Below are 25228 nucleotides of genomic sequence, written 5' to 3'. Positions count from 1 at the left end.
TGGGGACAGGCTCCGATTTTCGAGAAACATTTCCAGAAAATCGGAGCCTGTCCCATTTTTATGTGTCATCTTCGCGTCACATCGCGCCGCTACAGTCGCGTTTTATTTTTGCCGGGGACAATGAACATGAAAACGAATATGGCGATGCTGGCGGCACTGATCGCGGCTGGCGTGGTGGGTTGCGGCAGCGATAGCGACGACCCGGGCGGCGTGACGGCACCGGCGGCCGGCGGCATCCCGGAAGGCACCACCGTCACGTTCGCGCTGATGGAAACCACCGACCTGCACTCGAATGTCCTCGGCTACAACTACTATGCGCTGGCCGACGATGCGAGCCTGGGCATGGACCGCACCGCCACGCTGATCGCCGCCGCGCGCGCGGAAAACCCGAACAACGTGCTGCTCGACGATGGCGACGTGATCCAGGGCACGCTGCTGTCCGACCTGCAGGCGGTCACGAAACCGATCCCCTGCACCGCCACGCTGGCCGTGCACAAGGCCATGAACGCGCTGAAGTACGACGGCGGCGGCTTCGGCAACCATGAATTCAACTACGGCCTGCCGTTCCTGTCGCAGGTAACGAACACGGACCTGAACATTCCCGGCGTGACGAAACCCGCCGGCAACTGCGGCGCGCCCGCGTTCCCGCTGGTGCTGACCAACGTGACCGGCGTGGCCAGCGGCAAGCCGCTGTTCCAGCCCTACGCGGTACTGCCGCGCGCCTTCGTCGGCAAGGCGCCGGATGGCAGCGATATCAACGTCGTCATCAACATCGGCATCATGAGTTTCGTGCCGCCGCAGATCCTGGAGTGGGACCAGAAGAACCTGGCCGGCAAGGTCGCCGTTTCGGGTTCGAAGGAAGCGGCGGCGCAGTATATTCCCGAGTTGCGCGGCAAGGGCGCGCACGTGATCGTGGCCCTGTCGCACGGCGGCCTCGATGTAGGCGCCTACAGCCCGAAGATGGAAAACCAGAGCTACCACCTGGCCGGCACCGGCATCGATGCGCTGATGATCGGCCACTCGCACCTGATCTTCCCGAAGGGGAAGGAAAGCGGCGCCGCCGCGCTCGATCCTTCGCTGGCGGCGCTGCCGGCCAGCGCCAACGTCGATGCGGTCAACGGCTTCGTCAACGGCGTGCCGGCGGTGATGGCGCAGAGCTGGGGCCGGCGCCTCGGCATCATCCGGATGACGATGGTGTACCAGGGCGGCAAATGGGTCACGCAGCCGGCCAAAACCACCGTCGAGTCGCGCGGCTTCAAGTACACCGACGGGGTGACCACCGTGAAGGCCGATCCCGCGATCGCCGCGCTGATCGCCGACGAGCATGCCGCCACCATCGCCTACGCCAAGGAACCGCTGGGCGTGACGACCGACTTCGAGATGTCGTCGTATTTCTCGCTGGTGGGCGACGTGACCGCGATCCAGCTGGTGAACCAGGCGCAGATCGCCTACGTGAAGAACTTCATCGCCACGTCGACCGATGCGACGCTGGCCAGTTACAAGAACATCCCCGTGATCTCGTGCAGCGCGCCGTTCAAGGCGGGCCGCAACGGCCCTTCGGACTTCACCGACGTGGCGCCGGGCGCCACCGCGGCCGCGCCGGTCGGCCTGCAGATCCGCAACCCGGGCGACCTTTACCTGTACGGCAACAACAACCTGCAAGCCGTGAAGATCAAGGGTTCGGACCTGAAGGCCTGGCTGGAAGCTTCCGCGAAACAGTTCGGCCGCATCGACCCGGCCAGCACGGCCGAGCAGGACCTGGTGCCCAGCTACGGCACGATCTACAACTACGACGTGTTCTATGCCGAGGACAATGCGCTGACCTACCAGATCGACGTGACGCAGCCGGCAGGCAGCCGCATCGTCAACCTCGTCTACCAGGGCAAGCCGGTGGCGGATGGCGACGACTTCATCGTGGCCACCAACGATTACCGCGCCGGCGGCGGTGGCGGCGTGCCGGGCATCGACGGCAGCAAGACGATCATCAAGTCGCCGGATGCGAACCAGGCGGTGGTTTCCAGCTACCTGCAAGGCATCGGCAAGGCGGGCGGCGGCAAGGTCACGCTGGCCGCCAACGGCAGTGCGCGCAGCTGGTCGTTCGCGAAGGTGAAGACGGCCGGGCCGGTGATCCTGCGTTCCGCGCCGGGCCACCTGGCCATCGCGCGCGCCAACGGCATCGCCGTCGTGACTGGCGAAAGCGGCCTCGATGCCAGCGGCTTCGGCAAGTACACCATCGACCTGTCGAAATGAGCCGCGCCTTCCGGTCGATGCGGCAGGGATTGCCAACAATGGTGCCAAAAGCGGTGCCAAAAGCGGTGCCGAAAACGGTGCCGAGGTCGATGCTGGCGGCGGTGCTGGTGGCCGTGCTGGCCGCTTGCAGCCACGAACCGCCACCCGATGCGGCGCGGATCGAGGCGCTGTCGATGGCCGCGGCGCAGCGCAACGATGGCGCGGCCGAGCGCGAGCTGCTCCGCCTGGCCGAACACGGCAATGCGGTGGCCGAGCGGGAACTGGGCATCCTGTACCGCTCGCGCCCGGAGCGGCGCGCCGAAGCGATGGCGCTGCTGCGCCGCGCCGCCCTGGCGAACGATGCCCAGGCCGCGTTCCACCTCGGCGAGCTGTATCGCACTGCCGAGGGAAATCCCGCCGGCCCGCCCGCCGCGTGGGCGTGGTACCAGCGCGCCGCCGAGGGGGGCCAGGCCAGGGCCGCGCTGAAGCTGGGCATGATGGCGCGCAACGGCGACGGCGTGCCCCGCGACGCGGCCACCGCCGCGCGCTGGCTGCAACTGGCCAGCGACCTGGGCAACGCGCATGCGATGTTCCTGCTGTCGTATGCCTACCGCAATGGCGACGGCGTGGCCGCCGACCCGCAGAAAGCCCGCTCCTTGCTGGAAGAAGCCGCCGAGCGGGAGTATCCGCCGGCGCTGCAGGAACTGGCGCTGACGGTCGACGACCCGCAGCGCGCCAGCCACCTGATGAAGGAAGCCACCGAACACCGGCGCAACAACTGGAATCGCTTCTAGCTTGCCACGCGGGTACCGGCAGCAGTGAAAAACGAAAAACGGTGACAGTCACCATTTATTGGGAAATATTTCCCGGAAATTGGAGCCTGTCACCGTTTTTTGGAAATTGGAGCCTGTCACCGGTTTTCGGCATGCCCGACGATCAGCATCGTATCCACCGTGAAGCTGCCATCCTCCTCGATGGCGAAATACTCCCGCACCTCCGTCCCGGCGCGCCGCTGCAGCGAACGGATGGCAGCGACGTGCGCTTCCGGCGTCTTCATCCGCTCCACCCATGACGCGAACTCCAGGCGCAGCCGGAAGGTCGTCACCTCGCCGACAGCGAAGCCGGCGGCGGCCAGGGCCGTGCGCCATTCATCCAGCGAGGCGTTGCGCACGTGCGAAGGGTCGCGCAGCAGTTCCAGGCTTTGCAGCCACGTGTCGAGCAGCGGCATGCCGGGCGTGACGACGTCCATGAAGATGGCCATGCCGCCCGGCTTCAGTGCGCGGCGCATCTGCGCGAGGCCGGCGGGCACGTCGCGCCAGTGGTGTGCGCTGTACCGGGTCACCGCCACATCGAAGGATGCAGAAGGACATGGCAGCGACTCCGCGGCGCTGCGCTTGGTGACGACATTGCCGAACCCGCGGCGGTCGGCCTCCCCGGCCACCACACGCAGCATCGGCTCGGAGAGATCGCAGGCGACCACCTTGCCCACCAGCGGCGCCAGGTGGAACGTGGCATGGCCGCCGCCGCACCCCATGTCCAGCGCGACCGCTTCCGGACGCAGGCCCACCAGGCTGGCCATCCGCTCCAGGTCCGCGCCGCTGGCATGGACCGCGCTGGTGAGATAGGCATGCGCCTGCGGGCTGAACTGGCTGTCGACGATATCGTTGTGGCTGGGGGCGTTCATGATGGACTCCTGGGTCAGTGGGAAGACCATTGTGTCCACGTCCTTTAACTGGTACAAGATGGCAATTTATCCTGGTATAAATGGTCCCACGAACAATAGTCCCGTTGACCAGCCTCCCGTGCACCATGCCCCCATTCGCCATCCTCCCATGAACCAGCCCGCCACGCCCCCTTCCCCATGACCCAGCCCGATCCCCGCCACCTGCTCGGTACCTTCATCCGCGCCCACCGCGAGCGCCTGCCCCCACCGGCCAAGGCATTCGGCCGGCGCCGCACGCCCGGCCTGCGGCGCGAGGAACTGGCCGATGCGGCCGGCGTCAGCGTTACCTGGATCACGTGGTTGGAACAGGGGCGCGATGTCGCGGCATCCGCCGCCGCACTGGCCCGCCTGGCCGATGCGTTGCGGCTGACCTCGGCCGAGCGCGCCTCGATGTTCGACCTGGCGCAAAAGCGCGATCCCGCCCCGGCCACCGCCCACGCCGACCTGCCCGGCAGCCTGCTGACCCTGCCATCGCTGGTCACCGTCCCGGCCTACCTCCTCGACCGGACCTGGACGGCCAGGGCCTGGAATGTCCCGGCCGCCGGGCTGTTCAGCGGCTGGCTGGATGACGGGACGGCTGACCGCAACCTGATGCGGTTCGTGTTTCTCTCGCCGCTTGCCCAGGACCTGATCGCGGACTGGCCGGAACGGTCCCGGCGACTGGTCGCCGAGTTCCGTGCCGACTACAGCCGTTGTCCGCACGATGCGGTGTTCCTGGAATTGATCGACGAACTGTCGATGAAAAGCGAGCTCTTCGCGCGCCATTGGAAGGAGCAGGCGGTGCTGCATCGCGAAGGCGGGCAGCGGGTATTCCACCACCCCGAGCGCGGCGTGCTGCGCTTCCTGCAAACCACGCTGCTGGTCGCCGCGCAGCAGGAGTGCAAGCTGGTGTGCCTGGAACCCGCATGAGCGGCCCGGGAAAGGTGGGGCCACCCAGGCGGTGCCTTACAGCTTGCTGTTCTGGCAGCCCGAGCTGACGCATTCGCGCACGCGGTCCTGCAGGAACTGGGCGCGCGAAATCGTGGTATCGGTGGCGCATTGCAGGTCGACGAAGAAGTGGCCGGGTTCCAGCTTGGAGCAGGATTCGTTGCGGGAACGGATCCATGCGAGCTGGCCTTTCTTCAGAGCCTTCTTGCCATCGGCATCAAGCTTGCCGGAGAGCTTCTGGTAGTTGTCGTTCAGTTCGCGGTCGGCTTCCTGGTACACCTTGTTCAGGCAGTACAGGCCATCGAAATCGTTTTTCGGCTTGTCGCAGGCGGAATTGGCCAGGGCGGCGCCCGATGCGGACAGCAGGACAGCAAGTAATAAGCGTTTCATGTTTTCCTCGGCATGCGGCGGGCCCTGCGCCGCCACCGGCGCTGCGGACCCGCGCAAGGGCGGGAAATTATCATAATGAAAACTGTTTGGCAAACCGGGAGCAGGAAGTCATCCGCGTCGATCTCTTCCGAAAGTAATGGTTTTAATGCAATAGTTTTAATGTAATAGTTTTACAATCACGGCTTTTCCCGAAAAGAATTCCATGCGTACAGTCACCGCCATCACATTATTCCTGCTTGCCACCACCGCTGTGCGGGCCGAAGAACCGGAAAGCCGGCCGGGGTCGCTGCACATCACCGCCCTGAGCGACGCGCGCACGGTCATTCGCAGTATTCCCGAGGAAGCCGCCACGGAGCGTTTCGAAGTGCTGACTTCGAACGGCGGCACGGTCAGCTACGTGGGCCTGACGGACGGGCCGACCGGCGGCGTGGTCTTCAAGGACGGCAAGCTGTACGGCACGCTGACCCGTGCGCAGGCGGAAGCGTTCTATTCCTGCCGGGGTTACGCCACGGCGCGGCATCATTACTGGGCCCAGGAAGCGGGCCGATGGGCCGAGTCGCTGGTTCGGGCGGCGCAGCCCGCGCCGGACGTCGCACTGCAATTCAGTGGACAGTCCACGATGAAGAGCATCAAGGCCGTGCTGGAGAACCCGGCCATCGGCCAGGTCAAGGCACTGGTTGAAATGGGCACCAATCCGTTCAAGGTCGTCAAGGTATTGTCCAAGGCGCGCAGCGATCACCGGCAGCGCGAGTTCGACGAAGACATGCTCGAAGAACTTGGCGAACTGGTGCCGGGCGATTCCGAACAGCGCCTGGCCGATGTGTTGCGGCCACAGGACCTGACGTTCCTCGAGCAAGGGATCGTCATGGCGTATCCCAAGTATTCGGTGGAATTCCTCGTCAATGACGGCAAGATCCAGGCCCTGCAGCAGCCCTCCTTCCTGCAGATCGCGCGCGCCAGGCCGGCGATGTTCTATGCTCCCAACACGCTCTGGTCGAGCTGCACGCCCGAGAAATGGGTAGAGGCCGTGCGCCCGGTGCCGCAGGGGTAAGACCCGGCATCGCGCCAGCGCCGGCGGCCACGGCACGCGCCGGTGCGCTGGGCAAGCCGCACGGCCCGGCTGTGCAAGGTCATCTTTCCGCCGGCGCGAGGTGTTTCGCCACCCCGCCCAGCAGGCGGTGCCGGGCCGCGCGCACGCCGTCCTCGACAGCCATCCGGGCCGCGACCACGCGCGCGTTGTCGCGCAGGCCGGCGGCCCGGTCCATCAGGCCGCGCAGCATGGCGCTGTCGAGCTTGCGCGGCGCCGGGCAGACGCCGGCGATGCCGAGGCGGGCCAGCCGGTCGGCCCAGAAGAACTGGTCGCCGGCAAACGGCACGACCACGGAAGGCACGCCGGAGCGCGCGGCGGCGTGGCTTGTACCAGCGCCGCCGTGGTGCACGATGACCGAGGTACGCGGGAACAGCCAGTCGTGCGGGGTATCGTCCAGCACGTGGAAATTGGCTGGCAATCCGGCCGCGTCGATGCCGCTCCAGCCAGGATAGAACAGCGCGCGGCGCCCGCCCACCGCCTCGACGATGGCGTGGCGGAGCGTGCGCGTGTCGAACCCCGCCATGCTGCCGAAGCCGATATAGGCCGGCGGCTCGCCCTGCTCCAGGAACGCGGCCAGCGCTGGCGGCGGGCGCCATGCGCGGTCGGCGGCATGCCAGGCGCCGCACACTTCCACTTCGCCCGGCCAGTCGGCTGGTTCCGGCAGCAGCGTCGGCGAGCAGCCGTACAGGACCGGATAACCGCTCCACATCCTCGTCACGGGCGGCTGGCCGAACACGGCGTGCCTGCCATGGTTGATATTGTCCCGGAAGGATGACCAGGCCAGTCCCGCGAACAGGCGGTGGGAAGCCCGGTTGGCCCAGCGAGGCCAGCGCCGCTGGCGCAGGAACACGGACGGGAAGTCGCCGGTGGGTGTCATCGGCCACAGCCCGGCGCCGACACAAGGCAGGTCGAGTCCCTCGGCCACGGCCAGGCCGGCATAGCTGGCCAGGCCGGAAAACACCAGCGCATCGCTGCCTTCGGCCGCCTCGCGCGCGGCGCGCATCCATTCGACCGTATGGCCGCTGGCGATGGCGGCGAAGGCCCGCGTGATCTTGTCGAGATTGGCCCCCTGCCGCACCACGCGGCCCAGCGAGCCATGCGGCGCCAGGGCTTGCCGGATATCGCCCGCCAGAGGCGTGAAGCCGATGCCGCGGGCCTGGGCGCTGGCGCCGGCCGAGCGATCGGCCAGCAGGTGCACCTGGTGCCCGTGCGCGGCCAGCGCCTGCGCGAGCGCCACCAGCGGCCGGGTGTCGCCCTCGGTGCCGTAAGTCAGGAAGGTGAATTTCATGCGTGGTCCTCATTGCTGTCATCCGCCCGGTGCGGGCGGACGACATCCTCCACGCTCCTGCTAGCCGGTGTCTTGAAGAAAAGCGACAGCGCCGCCATCCAGGCGATACACCCAGTAGTCGGGATCGTGCGCGACCGCCGCGGCCAGCCGCGCCGGCGGCAGGCCGGTCAGGTCGCAGATGTCGCGGGTCAGGTGGGGCTGGTCGGCGAAACCCAGGTCGGCCGCCAGCCGTGCCAGCGGCAAGGGAGCGCCTTCGCCGCGCGGGCCGGCGAGCCTGCCCAGCGCTTGCTCCGCCCGTTGCAGGCGATGCACCCTGGCGGGCGGCAGGCCGATTGCCGCCAATGCCTGGCGCTGCAACTGGCGGTGGCTGACACCGATGGCGCGCGCCGCGTCCGCCGGCTTGCGCACGGCGGGCGCCCGCACCAGGGTACCGATATTCCTGTCCCAGCGCGGCCGCACCGGCAGCCAGCGGCACAGCAGCCATTGTTCCATCCACGCGATCTGCGCATCCGGCTGGCTGGCCCGCGCCTGCAGCGCCGCCGGCCACTCGTTCCATTCGTCCGGCAGCCAGGCCTGGCCGGCATCGTTGCGGTCCTTCAGCCGCGCCGGCTCGCACCCCGTCAACAGCCGGAAGGCATCCGGATACAGGATGGCGGTGACGCAGCGCAGCGGCGCCAGGGTCAGCGATGCCACCGGGCGGGTGCGCGGGCCGGACACGGTCCAGTGCGGAGCGATCCGGCCAGGGCATCCGCCATCGTCCAGCAGCGCGACCTCGCCATCGGTGATCATCGTGACACCGCAGTAGACCATCGCCGGGAAACGGTTGATTGGTGCGCCACGCGGCGGCCACGGCTGGTCCAGCATGGAGACGGCGACGAATCCGCGCACCGCTTCCGCCAGCGGCCCGGAGGCTGCCCGGAGCACGCTGAACATGGTGTCAGGCCAGCTGCGCCAGCTCGCGCGTCATGTTGACGATGGCCGGTTCGTTGTACTGCTCGGCAAACCATGGGTCGGCATACAGCGTGCCGGCATAAGCCTTGCCGCGCAGGTGTTCGAGCACGGCGGCGCGCTGGCTGCCGTAGCGCTCCTCGGGCACGTGGCCATATTCGGCGCGGATGCCGCGCGCGTAGTGGGCGTACACTTCCTCGTCCTGCCCCAGGATCGCCAGGTCCACGCCCAGCAGGATTTCCTTGAGCGGATGGGCCACGTGGCCGCCCTGCAGGTGGTCGGTGGCGCGGATCAGCGTCGCCACTTCGCCGGCCCGGCCGGCATCCGGTTCCAGGCCGCTGCCGAGCCACAACTGCGCGCTGGCTTCCTCGTTCGACACGGCCCCCGGCCCGTGGCCGTAGTACGCGTCGTGGAACCAGAACGCGGCGCGCACCAGGTCCGCGTCGGCCGCGGTCGCGCCCGTGTTGGCGGCCCAGGCGCGGATCTCGGCCAGGCCGTGCACCAGGTGGTCGAGGTTGTGATAATGGCGCGTGGCGCCGCCGTAGGCGTCGGCGCCGGTCAGCCGGGCGAACCAGCCTGGCGCCGCGTCGCCCTGGAACAGCGCCTGCCATTCCTTGTGCAGCCAGCTGAGGATCCAGGCGCGGTAGGCCGGCGCCGGCACGAATTTCTTGGTCGTCCAGTTCCAGCCCACCGGGCCTTCCAGCGCCTTGACGAAGCTGGAGCTGACCGAGCCCAGGTCGCGCGGCGGCATCACGAACAGCGTCTTGGCGCCGCCGATCACTTCCACGTTGGTCTGCTGGATCAGGTTTTCGTAATCGAAATCGGCCGTGGTGCGGATGCCGCGGATCAGGTAGTCGACGCCATGCTTGCGCGCCACGCGCGCCGTATAGTCGCTCTTCACGATCAACACCTGCACGTTGTCCCACTGGCGTTCGGCGCAGCTTTCCAGCACGATCGCGCGCCGTTCCTCGGCCGAGAAACGGGGCTGCTTGGTGGAATTCTGCGACAGGAAGACGATCACTTCATCCGCGATCGAACGGGCTTCGCCGATCACCCACATGTGGCCATTGGTGATCGGGTCCAGCGTGCCCGAGAAACCGATTCTTTTCATGCGCCGCCCTGTTGGCTGTCTGTCAATACGGGCATTCTAGCCCAGCACCAGGGACAACCGCTTCAAAAAACCGGTGACAGGTCGATGCCGCCTGTATAAGCCCACCCCAAGTGCAAATTCGGGGGTCAGGGAGGAGTACTGGCCTGCAGGCCAGTACCGCTACGCCGGCAAGGAGCGATGCTCCTTGAAACCCCGGCTACGCCCCGGCGGGGTGAAGCAGGGGTTTCGCGAAGCCTGCTTCGCGCCTGCGGAACGATGCTGGCATGCATGCCAGCATTCCTCCCTGACCCCAGCCCTTTGCCGTTGGGGTGAATGCATGCGCTTTCAATATGTCGTCGCGCTCTTGGCCAGGGGGACCTTGCTGGTGGCGGCCTTCGCGCCGGGGAACGTCACGCGCACCAGCAGGCCGCCCAGCCGTTCGGAAGCGTCCAGCGACAGCGTGGCGCCATGGCGCTCGGCGATCGCCTTGATGATGGCCAGGCCCAGGCCGCTGCCCGTCGCGGTCGTGCCGGGCACGCGGTAGAAGCGGCTGAAGACGCGCTCGCGCTCTTCCGGCGAGATGCCGGGACCGCTGTCCTCGACGACCAGCTCGGCGGCGCCGCTGCCATCCGCATGCCGCACCGACACGTCGACGGTGCCGCCGGAAGGCGTGTACTTGATGGCGTTGTCGACCAGGTTACGCAGCAGCACGCGCAGCGCGTCGGCCTGGCCCTGCACGGTGGCTTCGGCCACTTCGTGGATGCCCAGGTCGATCTCGCGTGCCTGCGCGGCGCCCACCATGTCGCCCAGCGTGCGCCGCGCCAGCTCGGCCAGGTTGACCGGGTCCATCTTCGGCTCGGCCGCCTCCTGCCGCGCCAGCACCAGCAGCTGCTCGACCAGCCGGGTGGCCCGTTCGATGCCCGCCGTCAGCCGCGCGATGGCCAGCTTGCGGGCATCGGCATCCTCGGCGCGGTCCAGGCTCAGTACCTGCAGCTTGAGTGCCGCCAGCGGCGAGCGCAGCTCGTGGGCGGCATCGGCCACGAAGTGCTGCTGGGCGTCGAACGCCGTGCGCACGCGGCCGAACAGCAGGTTCAGTTCGTGCACCAGCGGCTTCACCTCGTCCGGCAGGTCGGCTTCGGACACGGGCGACAGGTCCTCCGCCTGGCGCGAGGCGACCTGTCGCCGCACCCGGGCCACCGGTGCCAGCGAGCCGCTGACGACCCACCACACCACCAGCATCAGCATCGGCGCCATCAGCGCGATCGGCCCGACGGTGCGCAGCGCCAGCGCGCCGGCCATGCGCTTGCGCACCGACATGTCCTGGGCGATCTGCACCGTCTGGTTACTGGTCTGCACCGAGTACACCCGGTAGACCGTGCCCTTGGCCTTCACGTTGGAAAAGCCGAGCACCGCGCGCTGCGGCAGCTCGGCGCGGGAAATCGAGCGGAACACCTGGATACCGTCCGGCGTCCAGACCTGCACCACCATGTCGTCGTTGCCCGGATCGGCGCTGGGGCCATGGTGGGCGTTCGCCAGCGGCGCACCGGAGCGCAGCGCCAGCGCCATCTGCTGCATGTGGTAGTCGAAGATCTGGTCCGCATCGTGCAGCGCGCTGCGGTAGGCGATCATCGCCTGCGCCAGCGCCGCCATGGTGATCGCCGCCAGCAGGAACCACAGCAGCCGGCCACGCAGCGAGTGCGTGTTGACCTTCATGCGGGAGACCCCCGGCACCTTCATGCTTTCGGCACCATGTAGCCGAGGCCGCGCACGTTCTGGATCAGTTCCGCGCCCAGCTTCTTGCGCAGGCCATGGATATACACCTCGACGGCATTGCTGTTCACTTCATCCTTCCAGCTGTACAGCTTTTCTTCCAGCTGGGCGCGCGACAGCACGATGCCGGGGCGCGCGATCAGCGCTTCCAGCACGGCCCATTCGCGCGCCGACAGGTTGACCTGCACGCCGTTGGCGATCACCTCGCGCGTTTGCGGGTTGATCGACACGCCCTTGTGCTCGAACACCGGTTCGGCGCGCCCCGCCGAGCGGCGCAGCAGCGCGCGGATGCGGGCCAGCATCTCATCCAGGTCGTACGGCTTGAGCACATAGTCGTCGGCACCGGCATCGAGGCCGGCGATACGCTGCTCGACGGCGTCGCGCGCCGTGGCGACCAGCACCGGCGTCAGCTCCTTGCGCGCGCGCATGGAGCGCAGCACTTCCAGGCCATCCTTGCGCGGCAGGCCCAGGTCGAGCAGCACCAGGTCGTAGGTCTGGGTCTGCAAGGCCGTGTCGGCCATCGCGCCATCCTTTACCCAGTCCACGGCATAGTGCTCGGCGCGCAGCAGGTCGAGCACCACTTCACCGATCATCACATCATCTTCCACCAGCAGCAGCCGCATTTTTTATTGTCCTTTCATGTTCGCGGGCCGCCGCGGCGGCCCGTCTTCCAGCGGCGCAGTTTATCCCAATCGCACGGGAATAAAAATGCGTTCCTCGCCGCGCTGGATCAGCAGCGCCACCGATTTCGACGATTTCGACACCACGTCGCGCACCTGTTCGACCGAGTTGACGGGCCGGCCGTTCACCGACAGCAGCACGTCGCCCGGCTGCAGCCCGGCGCTGGCGGCCGCGCCGCCGGCACGCTCGATGACGAGCCCGGAAGCCAGGCCGACCGCCTGTTTTTCCAGCGGGTCGAGCGGGCGCAGGGCCAGGCCCAGGCGCGACTTGGCGACCGGGCTGTCGTCGTCGCCGCCGGCATTGGCCAGCGTGCGCTCGGTAGCATTGCCCAGCTTGCCGGCCAGCGACACGGCCTTGCCCTGGCGCCAGACATCCAGCGTCACCTTGTCGCCCGGCTTGGCCAGCGCCACGTAGGACGACAGGTCGCCGGACGCGACGATCTTCTGGCCATTGATGGCGCGCACCACATCGCCCGGCTTCAGGCCGCTCTGCTCGGCGGCGCTGCCCTTCTCCACGTTGACGATCAGCGCGCCTTCCGGCGACGGCAGGTCGAACGAATCGGCAAAGCTCTGGTCCACTTCCTGCGCCAGCACGCCCAGCTTGGCATGCACCACCTTGCCGGTGGCCACGATCTGGTCGCGGATGCGCTGCGCCACGTCGATCGGGATCGCGAACGACAGGCCCTGGTAGCCGCCGGTCTGGCTGTAGATCTGCGAATTGATGCCGACCACTTCGCCCTTCGTGTTGAACAGCGGGCCGCCCGAGTTGCCGGGGTTGACCGCCACGTCGGTCTGGATGAACGGCACGCTGCCATCGTCCAGCGCGCGGCCCTTGGCGCTGACCACGCCGGCCGTCACGGTGTTTTCCAGGCCGAACGGCGAACCGATGGCCAGCACCCATTCGCCCACTTTCACGTCCATCGACCGGCCCAGCGGCACCACGGGCAGGTTCTTCGCATCGATCTTCAGCACGGCGACGTCGGTCCGCGGGTCGGAACCGAGCACCTTGGCGCGGAACTCGCGGCGGTCCGTCAGCTTCACGGTGACTTCGCTGGCATCACGCACCACGTGGGCATTGGTCATGATCAGGCCATCGGCACTGACGATGAAGCCGGAACCGACGCCGTGGCTGGGTGCCTGGCCGCCCCGTTGCGGGCCTTGCGGGCCCTGGAAGCGGCGGAAGAATTCAAAGAACGGATCGTCCGCGAACGGCTCGCCGCGGTTGTCGTAGCTGGTCTTCACGCTGCCGGTGGTGCTGATGTTGACCACGGCGGGGCCATTGCGGGAGGCGACCACGGAAAAGTCCGGCAGCGCGATCATCGGCGCCGGCGTTGGCGCCGGGGCGCCCGCGGCGGCATTGGCCGGCACGCCGGGTGCCGGCGTGGCTGCGACCTGCGCACCGGCGGCCGGCGCATCGTGGGTTCCCTGCACGGCGATCGCCGCGCCTGCGCCCAGTACGCCCACCGCGCACAGGGCCAGGACCAGGCGTTTCATGTTCAAGACCTTGTCCTTGCTCATTTCTGTACTCCCCATTGGATCAAATTCGATGGTAGCAATATGAGGTCAACAGCTTATACGCTCCTTAACCATGCCACCAGGAGGCCAGGCCACCAGGAGCCGCTCATGGCTGCGTTGCGGCGTCTTGCCGTGCTGAAGCACTGTCTGCGACGCCACGCCTTGCCCTGGGCGCTCCTGGTGGCCTGGCGACCATGGCCGTGGAAACTGCCTGGAACGCAAAAAAGGCCGGGTTGCCCCGGCCTTTCGTATTACCTCGACGCAGGCCGAAGCCTTCGGATTTTATGCGGCGTTGCGCTTCTGTTCCAGCGCGGTCACGTTGCTGGCGGCTTCATTGGTGACGCCGTCGATGGCGATCTTGCGCGGCCGGAAGGCTTCGGGCACTTCGCGCACCAGGTCGATCGTCAGCATGCCGTTGTCGAACGCGGCGCCGGTGACCTTCACGTGATCGGCCAGCTGGAAGCGCTGCTCGAAGTCGCGGGCGGCGATGCCGCGGTGCAGGAAGGTGCGTTCCACCGCATCCTTCTGCTTGCGGCCGGTGATCACCAGCGAATCGCGCTCGGTGTTGATGTCCAGCTCGGAACGGTCGAAGCCGGCCAGCGCCATCACGATGCGGTATTTGTCTTCTGCCACCAGTTCCACGTTGTACGGCGGATAGGTGGGCGCTTCGGCGGCGTTCAGCTGGCTGGCCAGGCGGTCGATGCCGATGGCGGTACGGTACAGGGGAGTCAGGTCAAAAGTACGCATGATCATATCCTTTCATTAAGCGATATCGGGTGCGGCCCCCATGCGGGCAACCGCGGGTACAAGGTGGTTTCCAACGAATTTTTTCAGGGCGGGCACGCGGCCCGCCAGGCCCGCCGGGTGACGGGCCGCCCAGGCTTCAGGCTGCGGCTCAGGCCGCGGCGCGCGATTGCTCGATCGCGGGAGCGCTGTCCGCGCTGCTGCCGATCTCGATCTTGCGGGGCTTCAGGGCCTCGGGCACTTCACGCACCAGGTCGATCGTCAGCATGCCGTTCTGGAACGAGGCGCCGGTGACCTTCACGTGGTTGGCCAGCTGGAAGCGCTGTTCGAAGTCACGTGCCGCGATGCCGCGGTGCAGGAAGGTGCGTTCCGTCGTGTCCTTCTGCTTGCGGCCGGTGATGTGCAGCGTATCGCGCTCGCTGGTGATGTCGATTTCCGACCGGTCGAAACCGGCCAGCGCCATCACGATGCGGTACTGGTCTTCGGAAACGAGTTCGATGTTGTACGGCGGATAGCTGGGCTGGGATTCGGCGCTGTTCAGCATCTGGGCCAGGCGGTCGAAGCCGATGGCGGTACGGTACAGCGGAGTCAGGTCAAAAGTACGCATGATGGATATCCTTTCAAAGTTAAGCGATATCGAGCCGTGGTTCTGGTTCGGCTCACTGTCGGCCCCCTGCTGGGCAACCGATGTACCCAATATACGGCGGGTCAAAAAGGTTTCAAGGGGCACTTTTTGAAAATTTTTCGTTTTACTTTCTGAAACATTTTCGCGTTGCCTGCGTGCTACACTCGCCCGCTCGCATCAACCATGATCCCAACCCCGACCCTATCGCCGATGACCCTGCCTTTGCCCCTGCGCGCAGCGATCCTGCCAGCGCTCGTAGCGACCACTTTTGCTTCCGCCGTCCTCGTCAAGTCCGCCAGCGCCGACCCGCTGCCCCCTTCGGTGGACCAGCCCTATCCCGGCACGATCCAGATGAAGATCGATGCGTCCGATACGGCCCGCAACATCTTCCGCATCCAGCAGTCGATCCCCGTGAAGGCGGGCAAGCTCACCCTGCTGTATCCGCAATGGGTCACGGCCCAGCACGGCCCGACGGGCGCGCTGCACCAGCTGGCCGGCCTGAAGGTATCGGCGAACGGCAAGCCGGTGGCATGGAAGCGCGATCCGCTGAACGTGTTCGCGTTCCAGGTGGACGTGCCGCAGGGCGCGAAAAACCTCGAGGTGGAGTACCAGCACCTGTCGCCGAATGAAACCGGCCAGGGCCGCATCGCGATGACGCCGGACATCCTCGGCATCCAGTGGCAATCGATGACGATGTACCCGGCCGGCTACCACGTGCGCCGCATCCCGATCCAGACCACGCTGACCCTGCCCGCCGGCTGGCAGTACGGCACCGCGCTGGAAACCGCGTCGCGCCAGGGCGACGAGGTGAAATTCAAGACCACCGACCTGGAAACCTTCATCGATTCGCCGCTGTTCGCCGGGCGCCACTTCAAGCAGATCGACCTCGATCCGGGCGCGAAGCTGCCGGTGCGCCTGAACATCGTGGCGGACACGCCGGAAGCGCTGGAAGCGAAACCCGAGCAGATCGCGGCGCACCGCGAGATGGTGAAGCAGGCCTACAAGCTGTTCGATTCGCAGCACTACGCGCACTACGATTTCCTGTTCGCGCTGTCCGATGAATTCGGCGGCGTGGGCCGCGAGCACCACCAGTCCAGCGAGAACGGCGTGAAGGCCAACTACTTCACCGAATGGAACAAGACGGAAGCCGTGCGCACCCTGCTGCCGCATGAATTCACGCACTCGTGGAACGGCAAGTTCCGCCGCCCGAAAGGCCAGGACGTGCCGAACTTCAACACCCCGCTGGACAACAACCTGCTGTGGGTCTACGAAGGCCAGACCCAGTACTGGGGCCAGGTGCTCACCGCCCGTTCCGGCCTGGCGCAGCAGGCCAGCGTGCGCGACATGATCGCCAACATGGCGGCCACGTATGCCAACGTGCAGGGCCGCACGTGGCGTCCGGTGGTGGACACCACGAACGACCCGATCATCAGCCAGCGCCGCCCGCAGGTCTGGCCGAACTGGCAGCGCAGCGAAGATTACTACTCCGAGGGCGCGCTGATCTGGCTGGACGTCGACACGAAGATCCGCGAACTGTCGGGCGACAAGCGCTCGCTGGACGACTTCGCCCGCGTGTTCTTCGGCGTCGACAATGGCGTGATCCAGGCAAAACACTACACCTTCGATGACGTGGTGAAAGCCCTGAACGGCGTGCAGGCGTTCGACTGGGCGCCGTTCCTGAAAAAACGCGTCGAGGAAACCGGCCCGGCGCCGCTGGACGGCCTGGCGCGCGCCGGCTGGAAGCTGGTCTACGCCGACAAGCAGACCGACTTCCTGAAGGGCGTGGAAGACATGAGCAAGACCGCGAACTTCCAGTACTCGCTGGGCTTCTCGGTGGCCAGCGACGGCAAGATCGCCGCCATCGTGTGGGATGGCCCGGGCTTCAAGGCCGGCCTGTCCGGCAACACCACGCTGGTGGCCGTCAACGGGCGCGCCTACAAGCCCGAACTGCTGCGCGCCGCCGTGACCGCGGCCACCAAGGACAGCAAGCCGATCGAGCTGCTGGTCAAGCGCGGCAACGATTACCGCACCGTGCCGCTCGACTACCACGGCGGCCTGAAGTACCCGCGCCTGGAGCGCATCGAAGGCACGCCGGACCGCCTGCAATCGATTTTGCAGCCGCGCAAGTGATCGTAAAGTAAGCCTGTCGCCAGCTGGCCGGCGGGCGCACCTCCTTCGCGGGATGTGCGCCCGCTTTTTTTCGTTCACGCTAGAGTGTGCCGACCTGGAGACCACGATGATCACACTGCATACCTGGACCACCCCGAACGGCCGCAAGCCCATCATCCTGCTGGAAGAACTGGGCGTGCCTTATGACACCGTGCCCGTCGACATCGGCAACGGCGAGCAGTTCCAGTCCGAATTCCTCAAGCTGTCGCCGAACAACAAGATCCCGGCAATGGTTGACGACAATGCGGACGACAATGCGGACGACGAAGCCGGTGGCGGCCCGCTGTCGCTGTTCGAGAGCGGTGCCATCCTCACCTACCTGGCGGACAAGCACGGCAAGTTCCTGGCGCCCTCCGGCGCGGCGCGCTGGCAGGCCATGCAGTGGCTGCACTGGCAGATCGGCGGGCTGGGCCCGATGCTGGGCCAGCTGGGATTTTTCTCGAAGCAGGACGATGCATTCGCGCTGGAGCGCTTCGTCACGGAAGGCGGGCGCCTGCTGACGGTACTCGACACGCAGCTGGGGAAGGCCGACTATGTGGCCGGTGACGCCTACACTATCGCCGATATCGCCTGCTACACGTGGGTCATGGCGGCCAGCGAGCGCCTGCAGGAGCCGCTGGCGGACGCGCTGGGCAAGCCGAACATCCAGCGCTGGCTGGCGCTCGTCGGTGCCCGGCCGGCCGTGCAGAAAGGCATGCGCTGGAAGCCGCGCGGCTGATCCTCGATCAGTAACCGGCGGAGGATGCTTCAGTAGCGCTTGCGCCTTTGGTGTCGGACACCGGCTCTTTGGTGTCGGACACCGGTTTTCCGCAGCGATCGACGACGCCCGCGCAAAATGCTTTACCTTCCGATACGACACACCTCGTGAAGGTTCACTCTTTCAGATAACGTTCGCTCCACGCGGCGATCAGGTTCGCCACGTAGGTTGCATCGTCGCGCTTCGTCAGCAGGTGGTCGGCCGTGTCGAGCGAGATGTAGCTCTTCGGGTGCTTGGCCGCGACGAAGATGTTCATCGCATTCTCGATGCCGACCGTCGTGTCGTTCGGCGCATGCATCACCAGCAAAGCCTTCCTCAGCGCGCCGATCCTTTCCTTCAGCTTGTGCTCGGCCACGTCGTCGAGGAACTGCTTGCGGATGCGGAACGGCCGCCCCGCCAGCTGCACCTCGGCCTCCCCTTCCGCGGTGATGGTGTCGATCTGGTCGCGGAACAGGTGCGTGACATGCGAGGGATCGCTGGGCGCGGCGATCGTCACCACGGCCTGCGCTTCCGGCACGAGCCCGGCCACCGCCAGCGTGGCGGCACCGCCCAGGCTGTGGCCGATCAGCAGGCGCGGCGCCGCGAAGTGCTCGCGCAGGTAGCCAGCCGCGGCCAGCAGGTCTTCCACGTTCGACGAGAAATTGGTGTTGGCGAATTCGCCTTCGCTGGCGCCCAGCCCCGTGAAGTCGAAGCGCAGCACGGCGATGCCATGGTCGGTCAGGGCCTGGGCGATGCGGCTGGCGGCAAACACATCCTTGCCGCACGTGAAGCAGTGGGCGAACAGGGCATACGCCCGCGCCGGGCCATCCGGCGCGTCGAGGCGCGCGGCCAGGCTGGTGCCGTGCGCGCCCATGAAGTCGAGTCGTTGTGCCCGCATGAGGGTCTCCGTTGACGGTTGATGATGCGCCACTGTGCATCGAAAAGGTGGATGGAGACAGTGTACTTTTGGCAGAGCCGCGATGGCGGCGGCCGTGAGGGACACAGCTGGTGCGGCGGATGTGGTGATGCGGTTGATACCTCATGGACGCCTGCTTCCGCAGCGATGGCGGAAGCAGGGAACCCGTGATCCGCCTACAAGCGATTTTCCGGATCGGTCCGTCGTTCAGGAGGATCGCCCTCCTCGAACCCCGCTACAAATAGCAGGAGCAAGTCGCTGGCAACTTTCTCGTGCCCTGCTTCCAGCAAGTCGTTTGCGATCTTTGTCAGCTCGATCGGCTGCTGGCTGACGCCCAGGCGATCGATTGCATGCCTTGTGACCTTGCCAAGCTCGAACACCAGCTCGGCAACCATGTTTTTTTCTGTAGCACTCATTCACTCTCTCCGTTTCTGGGTGCGCGGTACTCCACGCCAATGACTGTCGCAGGCCTGGCCTGCCCCGTTCGGCCCAGCATAGCAGGTCGCTGGCACGCCAGACCTTTCGCCAGGCGTGGCCGGGATGTGCCTTTTCAAGCGATGATCTCGCGGCGCAACCCGCTGGCTTGACTGCCGCCGGGATGATTTGGCATTGCCATTTTCACTGCCGCAGAAGTGCCTTGATCCAGCTCTGCCTTACAAGTGGTAACGAGTGATACAGGTCACGATGTAGCCTGTACCCGCCTCAGCCCTTAATCTACCTCTGCCGGCCAATCAATGGCCATGAGGAGAAAAGATCATGGAAAAAATCGCTACCGCAAGCCGTATCCACCCACTGTTTGCCGCCGCAGCCGTCTCGGTGATCGCCTTGAGCGCCACGGGTATCGCCGCCCTGACCGGCGTCCTGCCATCGAGCAAAGCCGAACCGGCCGCGCAAATCCTTCCAGCGGGCCTGGCGGCGCAGCAAGCCATCGGCGCCCCCCAGGCTGTCGGAGCGCAGCAGCTGGCAGCGGCACAGCCGGCCGCGCAGCAGCTCGCGCCGCAAGCGCTGCAGCAGCCGGCACTCGCACCGGAGCCGGCGCCTGCTGTACGCCAGCCGGCCGCGCCGGAACGCGTGGTCGTGCGGGAAATCGTGTACCGCGAACCCGCACCGCGCAAGGTCGTGCACAAGGCGCCGGTCCGCAGCGAGGCACCGCAGCAGCAGCCGGTGTACGCCGCTGCCCCGGTTGCGCAGGAAAGCAAGCCGAACTATGTGGCCATCGGTACCGGCGCCGTGGTCGGCGGCCTGATCGGCAACCAGATCGGCGACGGCAATGGCAAGAAGCTGGCGACCCTGGCCGGTATCATCGGCGGCGGCTATGCCGGCAACGAGATTGCCAACCGCAGCAAATAAGCATGCATGCAGCAGAACCAGTGGCCGAAAAAGTGCGCGGTTGAAGTATCAAGCCGGCCCCGCATGATCAGCAGGCGGGCGCCGGGCGGTGCTCGCGCGGGCAGGCGGCAGTGCCCAGCAGGTCTTCCACGTTCAATGAGAAATGTGTGGCGGCGAATTGGCCTTCTACCCTGGTGGAATGTCCAAGTTCCACACAGCACTTTGTTACAAAACAGTCATCAAACGTCTTTGACATGGCGTAAGTCGCCGTCGAGAATGGCCGTGTATCCCTTAAGTAAAAATTAAGTGTCAGCGCCTTGCCCGAGCGCTGGCTGGCCCCGCTTACCCTGCGGCGGCGCGGCGATACGAGGTCATTCAACACACAAGGACGACTATGAAGAAGACTTTGACGATGTTGTTGTTGGCTACATTGCAGGCTACCGCCACTGCCGCCGGCAGCACGGTGACTTTTTCGAACGGCCAGGAAGGCTGGCATGGCCTGCAACCGCTGGACGGCAATGGCGGTTCCTCGATCGATCACTCGCTCGGCAACGATGCCCCGTCGCTGCGCACCCGGATGGAAAACTTCGGCGTGGCCTGGAGCACGCGCGACAACACGGACTTCGTGCGCGACTACACCCAGATGGGCGGTGTTACCTTCGGCATCGACGTATCGGCCCAGAGCGTCTTCTTCTTCAACCGCGAAGTCACGCGCGACCTGGTGCTGGAACTGCGCGACTACGACAACATGACCAACGGCCTGCCCTACACGAGCGTCTGGGTCAAGGTCGGCACGCTCGATGCCAGCAAGCCCGGCTGGCAGCACCTGTCGGTCACCATCGACGATACATCGGCCACCGCGCTGCCAGCCGGCTGGGGCGGCTACGGGGCGGAAGACAGCACCGGCATGCCCTACCTGCCGTCGAACCGTACTTTCGCCAGCGTGCTGGCCGGTGTCGATGAAGTGGCGTTCACTACCTATGTACCGGGCATGATGTTCGGCTACACCTATTTCGACGTCGCCGTCGACAACATCTCGATCAGCCCGGTACCCGAGCCGGCGCAAGGCCTACTGCTGCTGACCGGCCTGGCCGGCATCGCCGCCCTCGCCCGCCGCCGGCGCCACTGACGGCAGCGGTGACGACCCGGCCACGATTCGGTAGCCGGTGAATGGCGCCCGTTGTACTGGGCGCTATTGCATGACACTAAACTCATAACCATTCGTCGGCAATTACGGTTTTTGCTGCGTTACTTTTCCCGGCGAATATCGAGATTGGTCCAGTCGTTCCAGTCAAATGTCGTTACATAGGAATACAGCCGGCCCAGGCTGGTGCCGACCGCCCAACTGCCATTCGATGTTGGTGGCGGTGGCTTGAGTAACTCCTTTCCAAACAACACAAGGATCGTGCGAGGGGTAGCGCTGATGACGTAGCCGATGGCGCCCCTGGGCAATGACATCCGTTTGCCGGTGTTGTCGTTGCGTCCGGTAGTGCCCACCCCGAGGCGTATGTGTTTCTCCTTCCAGTCCAAGCCAAAAGTCTGCGCATCGATGAATTCCATGACATTCCCTTTCAGAATAATGAAATGAACACCGTCTTCGCCTGGCTGTGTTGGCGAGCAAGTTTCCTTGACAATTACTGTAGAGGAGCCTGGTTGTCGTACTCAGCCATTTGAGCCGCTGCCAAGGCATGTTCCCGATGCCTTCCGTTAAGTCGACATCACCCGAACAGCCCATGCAGATACCACCGCGGTTCAGCCTCCTCGTCCGCCCCCGGCAGCCGTTCGCGATACACCCAATAATGCGCGTTGTCCTCGCCCTGGGCAATGAAGTAATCGCGCGTCTGCGTATCGCTCCACCAGCCCGCCTCGATGCGTTCGGCGGCCGACACCATGCGCAGCGGCGAGCAGTAGAAAGGCCGGTGATCGCGCACCAGCAGCGCGATCGGCTTCGGCAGCAGCCACGTGGGGCGCGGCAGGCCGCCGGGCGGCAGGCAGGCCGCCACGTCCTGCGGGCGGATCTTTTGCTGCACGGGCACCCACGCATTCGCGTGCTCGGGCCGGTAATCGGCTTTCGGCGCCGCCTGCAGCACGTTGTCCGCCCCCAGGCGCGCCACCAGCACCTCGAACAGGCGCTGCCGGTCTTCGCTGCTGCCGCCCGGTTCGGGGAACAGCGAATCCGACAGCGGCGCCATCGGCTTGACATGCGGCGCTTCCAGCACCAGCCCGATCACGGGCGCTTCGAGTTCCAGCTTGGCGAGCCGTTCCTTCAGCAGGCGCACCAGGTGGTCGTCGCGCCAGACCGCTTCGGCCAGCACGATCTCCACGGGCGTGGGCGGCCGCGCCACCTTGCCCCGCTCGTGCTCCAGCAGCAGCGTGATGCGCTCGACGGCCAGCTGGCGGGCGTTCAGCCAGCCCGTCATCTGCTGCAGCAGGCGGCAGGCGCCGGCCAGCAGCAGGTCCGTATTCTCGATCCGGCCGAACAGCTCCAGCCTGGCATGGAACGTGGTGGGCGCCTCGATCCAGTGGAACATCTCGGCCGCGTGGCCCAGCGCCGCATCGAGCACGTCGAGCAGCGCGCGCCCACAGCGCCGCTGCAGGCCCGGCCGCGGCAGGCGCGCCACGTCGCCCACCGACAGGCAGCCGATACCTTCCAGCCATGTCATGTAGGGCCGCGCCGGCGGCAGCAGGCTGGCCGGCAGCCGGTGCAGCCGCGCCGTCATTTTCTCCAGCCGGATCGCCCGGCTACCGCCGCCGCGCGCCAGCAGCCAGGCGCCGCGTGCCGTGGGCGCCACGCCCAGCACGGCGGTGAAACCCAGCTTGCGCAGGCTGGCGCGCACCAATGCGCACAGGCGGCGGATGCCACCGAACAGGCGCAGGCTGGCGCCCACGTCCATCAGCAGCGTGGCTTCCTCGGCTTCGGCCACCTGCGGCGTGAATTGCAGCATCGCCATCGCCACCGCGTGCAGCGCTTCGCTTTCCCGTTCCGGCGCGCGTTCGTGCAACTGCGCTTCCGGCGCCATCATCAGCGCGCCGCCGCGGCGCATGCCCGGCACGATCCCGGCGCGGCGTGCATCGTCCGACACGGCCAGCACCGCGTCGTGGTCCAGCACCGCGGTGAGCGCGTCAGCCGACCAGCTCGGGCAAAATACTTCGAGCGGGAGCCGGGGCAGGTGCAGGCCGATCCAGAGGCGCATGTCGTTGCAGTAAAGAAGGGGTCAAGGGCAGGAACAATGGCGCATCGCGTTGCGGCCCCCGGCGTTTTACAAAATCGATCTGCAGTCCCCCGGCGGCGGGCCGCAATGCCAGCCGCAACGGCGCCGGCGACGCATCCTGCGCGGCCGCCAGCGGCCGCATCAGGCAGAACAGCGTTTCGCCGCTTTGCGCCGCCAGGTGCAGGCGGCGCAGCGCTTCGCTGCGCACGTGCTGCTGCCACAGCAGCAATGCGCCGCAGCAGCCGCTGCGCAGGATCTGTTCGGCGGCCCACAGCGCATCGGCGCTCTTGCCAGTGTTGCGGATCCATACCAGCTGGGTGGGGGAAATGCCCAGCGCATCGAGCGCCAGCGCCTGCGGGGCATACGGCGGCTGCACCAGCACGATGGGCCGTTTCAAGGCCCCCAGTGCCGGTTGCAGAAGGCGCATTTCGCCGATCCCCGGCTGCTGCAGCAGCAATTCCACCAGCGTTCCCGTCGGCCAGCCGCCGCCCGGCAACTGGGCCGACAGGACCGGGTGTCCGGTGTCGACGCAGCGATCGTGCGATTGCGCCAGTTGCGATGCAAGCCAGAGTGAGGGATGCAAGGCTTCCGGCGCCGCGAGCGGAGCAAGTTGGGCCATGGGTGATGATTCAAAGAAATACTGTATGCATATACAGTACTATCGATGGGCCGTTTTGACAATGACATTCTGGCAATCGTGTGGCGCCAACCCGGCTCGAGGGCGTGCCAAGGCACCATGGCGATGGCTGCTCCTACCGCCGGTGCTTGCCGAAAAACTCCAGCATCATCCTGCTGGCATCCGGCCCTTTCCCGTGGAAGGCGATCATCGTGTCGCCGCCGCTCCACGCATGGTCCAGCGTATCGACCCGCACCACCCGCAGCACCACCTTGCTGCCGACCTGGTAATCGCGGATCTCATGCCCGCTGCGGGTGCCGCGCCGCGTGACCTTGACCGGTGTATCGGCCGGCACGCCGTTCAACAGCAAACTCTGTCGCACGAGCTGCTGCTGGTTCACCGCGTGCACCACGGTATCGGCATCGCCCTGGAACAGGATGGCGGGCATCAGCGGGAAATTGGCACGCCGCGCCAGCACTTCGCGGATGGCCGGCTCGGTCCGCAAGCCACCGCCATGGCGCATCACGCCCAGCGCGCCGACGGTACCGTGGCCGGCGCCGAACACGGGCCCGGAATGCAGGCCGACCGCCGCGAACAGGTCGGGGAAATTGAGCGCCAGGATATTGGCCAGGCCGGCACCGGCCGAGATGCCGCACACGTAGATGCGGCGCCGGTCGATCGGGTACTGCGCCAGCACCTTGCCGAGGATGGCCGCCACCGGCTGCACGTCGCCGCCGCCCTGCTGCGTGGCGCGGTCGAACCAGCGCCAGCAGCGCTGCGCATGCACGGTGACGGATTGCTGCGGATAGAGCACCGCATAGCCCTTCTTTTCCGCCACCGTGTTCATCCGCGTGCCCTGCGCGAACTGGGTGGCGGTCTGCTGGCAGCCATGCAGCATCAGCAGCAGCGGCCAGCCATCGCGGGGCACTTCGCCCTGCGGCAGGTACAGCCAGTACTGCATCTGCTGGGCCCCCGCCAGGTGATGGCCGGCCAGCCAGCGTCCGGGCGCCACCGGCGTGGCCGGCGGCGTGCGCGCGCGGGGCGCCGCCACCGCGGCCTTCTTCGCGGGCCGCTTGCGCACGCTGCTCTTCGGCAACGCCAGCATGGACCCGACCATCTTCACCGCCGCCTTCTGCTGGGCGGTTCCCGCCTTCATCAACGAGCGCACCAGGCGCGCGCCGGCATTTCGCTTGACCATGATTCCTCCGTTTTGCCGGGCCTCCGTGCCACG

General features: G+C 66.5%; 24 protein-coding genes. 8 read left to right on the top strand and 16 right to left on the bottom strand.

The window, feature by feature from the left end; genetic code table 11:
• The first annotated feature begins 126 nt into the window (after nucleotides 1-126).
• Complete coding sequence (locus EYF70_RS04980) at nucleotides 127-2250, top strand: bifunctional 2',3'-cyclic-nucleotide 2'-phosphodiesterase/3'-nucleotidase (RefSeq protein WP_131144419.1); 2124 nt, start codon at nucleotides 127-129, stop codon at nucleotides 2248-2250.
• A gap of 38 nt (nucleotides 2251-2288) precedes the next feature.
• Entirely contained in the window at nucleotides 2289-3023 is a 735-nt protein-coding gene (locus EYF70_RS04975; protein WP_229420707.1) for a tetratricopeptide repeat protein, read from the top strand.
• 116 nt (nucleotides 3024-3139) lie between these two features.
• Here the strand turns inward: EYF70_RS04975 and EYF70_RS04970 are convergent, their stop codons facing one another.
• Entirely contained in the window at nucleotides 3140-3913 is a 774-nt protein-coding gene (locus tag EYF70_RS04970) for a class I SAM-dependent methyltransferase (RefSeq protein ID WP_131144418.1), read from the bottom strand.
• 177 nt (nucleotides 3914-4090) lie between these two features.
• On the opposite strand from EYF70_RS04970, the gene EYF70_RS04965 reads away from it, so the two are divergent.
• Nucleotides 4091-4861, top strand: coding sequence for a helix-turn-helix domain-containing protein (locus EYF70_RS04965; protein WP_131144417.1), 771 nt, complete (start codon nucleotides 4091-4093; stop codon nucleotides 4859-4861).
• A gap of 36 nt (nucleotides 4862-4897) precedes the next feature.
• Here EYF70_RS04965 and EYF70_RS04960 read toward each other — a convergent pair whose 3' ends face one another.
• Complete coding sequence (locus tag EYF70_RS04960; RefSeq protein WP_131144416.1) at nucleotides 4898-5269, bottom strand: lysozyme inhibitor LprI family protein; 372 nt, start codon at nucleotides 5267-5269, stop codon at nucleotides 4898-4900.
• Nucleotides 5270-5471: 202 nt separating this feature from the next.
• Between EYF70_RS04960 and EYF70_RS04955 the strand changes: the two genes are divergently transcribed.
• A complete protein-coding gene (locus EYF70_RS04955; RefSeq protein WP_131144415.1) occupies nucleotides 5472-6320 on the top strand; it encodes a hypothetical protein in 849 nt (282 codons plus the stop codon).
• Between the two features lie 79 nt (nucleotides 6321-6399).
• Here the strand turns inward: EYF70_RS04955 and EYF70_RS04950 are convergent, their stop codons facing one another.
• From EYF70_RS04950 to EYF70_RS04915, 8 genes are all read right to left on the bottom strand, one after another.
• The gene (locus EYF70_RS04950) at nucleotides 6400-7647 is read right to left on the bottom strand and encodes a glycosyltransferase (protein WP_131144414.1); all 1248 of its coding nucleotides are present in this window, start codon (nucleotides 7645-7647) and stop codon (nucleotides 6400-6402) included.
• Between the two features lie 60 nt (nucleotides 7648-7707).
• A complete protein-coding gene (locus EYF70_RS04945) occupies nucleotides 7708-8580 on the bottom strand; it encodes an AraC family transcriptional regulator (protein WP_131144413.1) in 873 nt (290 codons plus the stop codon).
• A gap of 4 nt (nucleotides 8581-8584) precedes the next feature.
• Nucleotides 8585-9706: a pantetheine-phosphate adenylyltransferase gene (gene coaD / locus EYF70_RS04940; protein WP_131144412.1), complete on the bottom strand. Its 1122-nt coding sequence runs from the start codon at nucleotides 9704-9706 to the stop codon at nucleotides 8585-8587.
• A gap of 324 nt (nucleotides 9707-10030) precedes the next feature.
• Nucleotides 10031-11398 (bottom strand): ATP-binding protein, encoded by a 1368-nt coding sequence (locus tag EYF70_RS04935; RefSeq protein WP_131148896.1) that lies wholly within the window; start codon nucleotides 11396-11398, stop codon nucleotides 10031-10033.
• Between the two features lie 20 nt (nucleotides 11399-11418).
• The gene (locus tag EYF70_RS04930; RefSeq protein WP_131144411.1) at nucleotides 11419-12078 is read right to left on the bottom strand and encodes a response regulator; all 660 of its coding nucleotides are present in this window, start codon (nucleotides 12076-12078) and stop codon (nucleotides 11419-11421) included.
• A gap of 60 nt (nucleotides 12079-12138) precedes the next feature.
• Nucleotides 12139-13629: a Do family serine endopeptidase gene (locus EYF70_RS04925; RefSeq protein ID WP_229420706.1), complete on the bottom strand. Its 1491-nt coding sequence runs from the start codon at nucleotides 13627-13629 to the stop codon at nucleotides 12139-12141.
• A 303-nt stretch (nucleotides 13630-13932) separates the two neighbouring features.
• Nucleotides 13933-14397: an Hsp20 family protein gene (locus tag EYF70_RS04920; RefSeq protein ID WP_131144409.1), complete on the bottom strand. Its 465-nt coding sequence runs from the start codon at nucleotides 14395-14397 to the stop codon at nucleotides 13933-13935.
• Nucleotides 14398-14545: 148 nt separating this feature from the next.
• Nucleotides 14546-15001, bottom strand: coding sequence for an Hsp20 family protein (locus EYF70_RS04915; RefSeq protein WP_131144408.1), 456 nt, complete (start codon nucleotides 14999-15001; stop codon nucleotides 14546-14548).
• Nucleotides 15002-15229: 228 nt separating this feature from the next.
• Between EYF70_RS04915 and EYF70_RS04910 the strand changes: the two genes are divergently transcribed.
• Both EYF70_RS04910 and EYF70_RS04905 read left to right on the top strand, forming a co-directional pair.
• On the top strand, nucleotides 15230-17149 hold the full coding sequence (locus EYF70_RS04910; protein ID WP_218943753.1) for a M61 family metallopeptidase: 1920 nt from the start codon (nucleotides 15230-15232) through the stop codon (nucleotides 17147-17149).
• A gap of 106 nt (nucleotides 17150-17255) precedes the next feature.
• Nucleotides 17256-17906 carry a glutathione S-transferase family protein gene (locus EYF70_RS04905; RefSeq protein ID WP_131144406.1) on the top strand — a complete coding sequence of 217 codons (651 nt, stop codon included), beginning with the start codon at nucleotides 17256-17258 and terminating at the stop codon, nucleotides 17904-17906.
• Nucleotides 17907-18060: 154 nt separating this feature from the next.
• Here EYF70_RS04905 and EYF70_RS04900 read toward each other — a convergent pair whose 3' ends face one another.
• Together EYF70_RS04900 and EYF70_RS04895 are read right to left on the bottom strand one after the other, a co-directional pair.
• Nucleotides 18061-18822, bottom strand: a complete 762-nt coding sequence (locus EYF70_RS04900) for an alpha/beta hydrolase family protein (protein ID WP_131144405.1) — start codon at nucleotides 18820-18822, stop codon at nucleotides 18061-18063.
• Between the two features lie 194 nt (nucleotides 18823-19016).
• Nucleotides 19017-19256, bottom strand: coding sequence for a hypothetical protein (locus tag EYF70_RS04895; RefSeq protein ID WP_229420705.1), 240 nt, complete (start codon nucleotides 19254-19256; stop codon nucleotides 19017-19019).
• A gap of 340 nt (nucleotides 19257-19596) precedes the next feature.
• On the opposite strand from EYF70_RS04895, the gene EYF70_RS31905 reads away from it, so the two are divergent.
• Nucleotides 19597-20190: a glycine zipper 2TM domain-containing protein gene (locus EYF70_RS31905; RefSeq protein ID WP_131144404.1), complete on the top strand. Its 594-nt coding sequence runs from the start codon at nucleotides 19597-19599 to the stop codon at nucleotides 20188-20190.
• Between the two features lie 442 nt (nucleotides 20191-20632).
• Entirely contained in the window at nucleotides 20633-21298 is a 666-nt protein-coding gene (locus EYF70_RS04885) for a PEP-CTERM sorting domain-containing protein (protein WP_229420704.1), read from the top strand.
• 119 nt (nucleotides 21299-21417) lie between these two features.
• Here the strand turns inward: EYF70_RS04885 and EYF70_RS04880 are convergent, their stop codons facing one another.
• From EYF70_RS04880 to EYF70_RS04865, 4 genes are all read right to left on the bottom strand, one after another.
• The gene (locus EYF70_RS04880) at nucleotides 21418-21729 is read right to left on the bottom strand and encodes a hypothetical protein (protein WP_131144402.1); all 312 of its coding nucleotides are present in this window, start codon (nucleotides 21727-21729) and stop codon (nucleotides 21418-21420) included.
• A gap of 158 nt (nucleotides 21730-21887) precedes the next feature.
• Entirely contained in the window at nucleotides 21888-23363 is a 1476-nt protein-coding gene (locus EYF70_RS04875) for a Y-family DNA polymerase (protein WP_131144401.1), read from the bottom strand.
• Nucleotides 23293-24000 (bottom strand): translesion DNA synthesis-associated protein ImuA, encoded by a 708-nt coding sequence (gene imuA, locus EYF70_RS04870; protein WP_131144400.1) that lies wholly within the window; start codon nucleotides 23998-24000, stop codon nucleotides 23293-23295. The genes EYF70_RS04875 and imuA overlap by 71 nt, the downstream gene beginning before the upstream one ends.
• Nucleotides 24001-24133: 133 nt before the next feature.
• Entirely contained in the window at nucleotides 24134-25195 is a 1062-nt protein-coding gene (locus tag EYF70_RS04865; protein WP_131144399.1) for an extracellular catalytic domain type 1 short-chain-length polyhydroxyalkanoate depolymerase, read from the bottom strand.
• Nucleotides 25196-25228: the final 33 nt, after the last annotated feature.

The organism is Pseudoduganella albidiflava (assembly GCF_004322755.1).
In the GTDB taxonomy this organism is placed as follows: Bacteria; Pseudomonadota; Gammaproteobacteria; order Burkholderiales; family Burkholderiaceae_D; genus Rugamonas; species Rugamonas albidiflava.
The sequence above is the reverse complement of the archived record's forward strand: the minus strand, read 5'-3'. Positions and strand labels throughout refer to the sequence as shown.

Coding starts and splice junctions, on each gene's coding strand:
- EYF70_RS04905 (WP_131144406.1), top strand. CDS start 17,256: ATGATCACACTGCATACCTGGACCACCCCGAACGGCCGCAAGCCCATC.
- EYF70_RS04920 (WP_131144409.1), bottom strand. CDS start 14,397: ATGCGTACTTTTGACCTGACTCCCCTGTACCGTACCGCCATCGGCATC.
- EYF70_RS04915 (WP_131144408.1), bottom strand. CDS start 15,001: ATGCGTACTTTTGACCTGACTCCGCTGTACCGTACCGCCATCGGCTTC.
- EYF70_RS04925 (WP_229420706.1), bottom strand. CDS start 13,629: ATGAAACGCCTGGTCCTGGCCCTGTGCGCGGTGGGCGTACTGGGCGCA.
- EYF70_RS04960 (WP_131144416.1), bottom strand. CDS start 5,269: ATGAAACGCTTATTACTTGCTGTCCTGCTGTCCGCATCGGGCGCCGCC.
- EYF70_RS04965 (WP_131144417.1), top strand. CDS start 4,091: ATGACCCAGCCCGATCCCCGCCACCTGCTCGGTACCTTCATCCGCGCC.
- EYF70_RS04895 (WP_229420705.1), bottom strand. CDS start 19,256: ATGAGTGCTACAGAAAAAAACATGGTTGCCGAGCTGGTGTTCGAGCTT.
- EYF70_RS04910 (WP_218943753.1), top strand. CDS start 15,230: ATGACCCTGCCTTTGCCCCTGCGCGCAGCGATCCTGCCAGCGCTCGTA.
- EYF70_RS04955 (WP_131144415.1), top strand. CDS start 5,472: ATGCGTACAGTCACCGCCATCACATTATTCCTGCTTGCCACCACCGCT.
- EYF70_RS04875 (WP_131144401.1), bottom strand. CDS start 23,363: ATGCGCCTCTGGATCGGCCTGCACCTGCCCCGGCTCCCGCTCGAAGTA.
- EYF70_RS04950 (WP_131144414.1), bottom strand. CDS start 7,647: ATGAAATTCACCTTCCTGACTTACGGCACCGAGGGCGACACCCGGCCG.
- coaD (WP_131144412.1), bottom strand. CDS start 9,706: ATGAAAAGAATCGGTTTCTCGGGCACGCTGGACCCGATCACCAATGGC.
- EYF70_RS04880 (WP_131144402.1), bottom strand. CDS start 21,729: ATGGAATTCATCGATGCGCAGACTTTTGGCTTGGACTGGAAGGAGAAA.
- EYF70_RS04975 (WP_229420707.1), top strand. CDS start 2,289: ATGGTGCCAAAAGCGGTGCCAAAAGCGGTGCCGAAAACGGTGCCGAGG.
- EYF70_RS04900 (WP_131144405.1), bottom strand. CDS start 18,822: ATGCGGGCACAACGACTCGACTTCATGGGCGCGCACGGCACCAGCCTG.
- imuA (WP_131144400.1), bottom strand. CDS start 24,000: ATGGCCCAACTTGCTCCGCTCGCGGCGCCGGAAGCCTTGCATCCCTCA.
- EYF70_RS04865 (WP_131144399.1), bottom strand. CDS start 25,195: ATGGTCAAGCGAAATGCCGGCGCGCGCCTGGTGCGCTCGTTGATGAAG.
- EYF70_RS04980 (WP_131144419.1), top strand. CDS start 127: ATGAAAACGAATATGGCGATGCTGGCGGCACTGATCGCGGCTGGCGTG.
- EYF70_RS04935 (WP_131148896.1), bottom strand. CDS start 11,398: ATGAAGGTCAACACGCACTCGCTGCGTGGCCGGCTGCTGTGGTTCCTG.
- EYF70_RS04945 (WP_131144413.1), bottom strand. CDS start 8,580: ATGTTCAGCGTGCTCCGGGCAGCCTCCGGGCCGCTGGCGGAAGCGGTG.
- EYF70_RS04930 (WP_131144411.1), bottom strand. CDS start 12,078: ATGCGGCTGCTGCTGGTGGAAGATGATGTGATGATCGGTGAAGTGGTG.
- EYF70_RS04970 (WP_131144418.1), bottom strand. CDS start 3,913: ATGAACGCCCCCAGCCACAACGATATCGTCGACAGCCAGTTCAGCCCG.
- EYF70_RS31905 (WP_131144404.1), top strand. CDS start 19,597: ATGGAAAAAATCGCTACCGCAAGCCGTATCCACCCACTGTTTGCCGCC.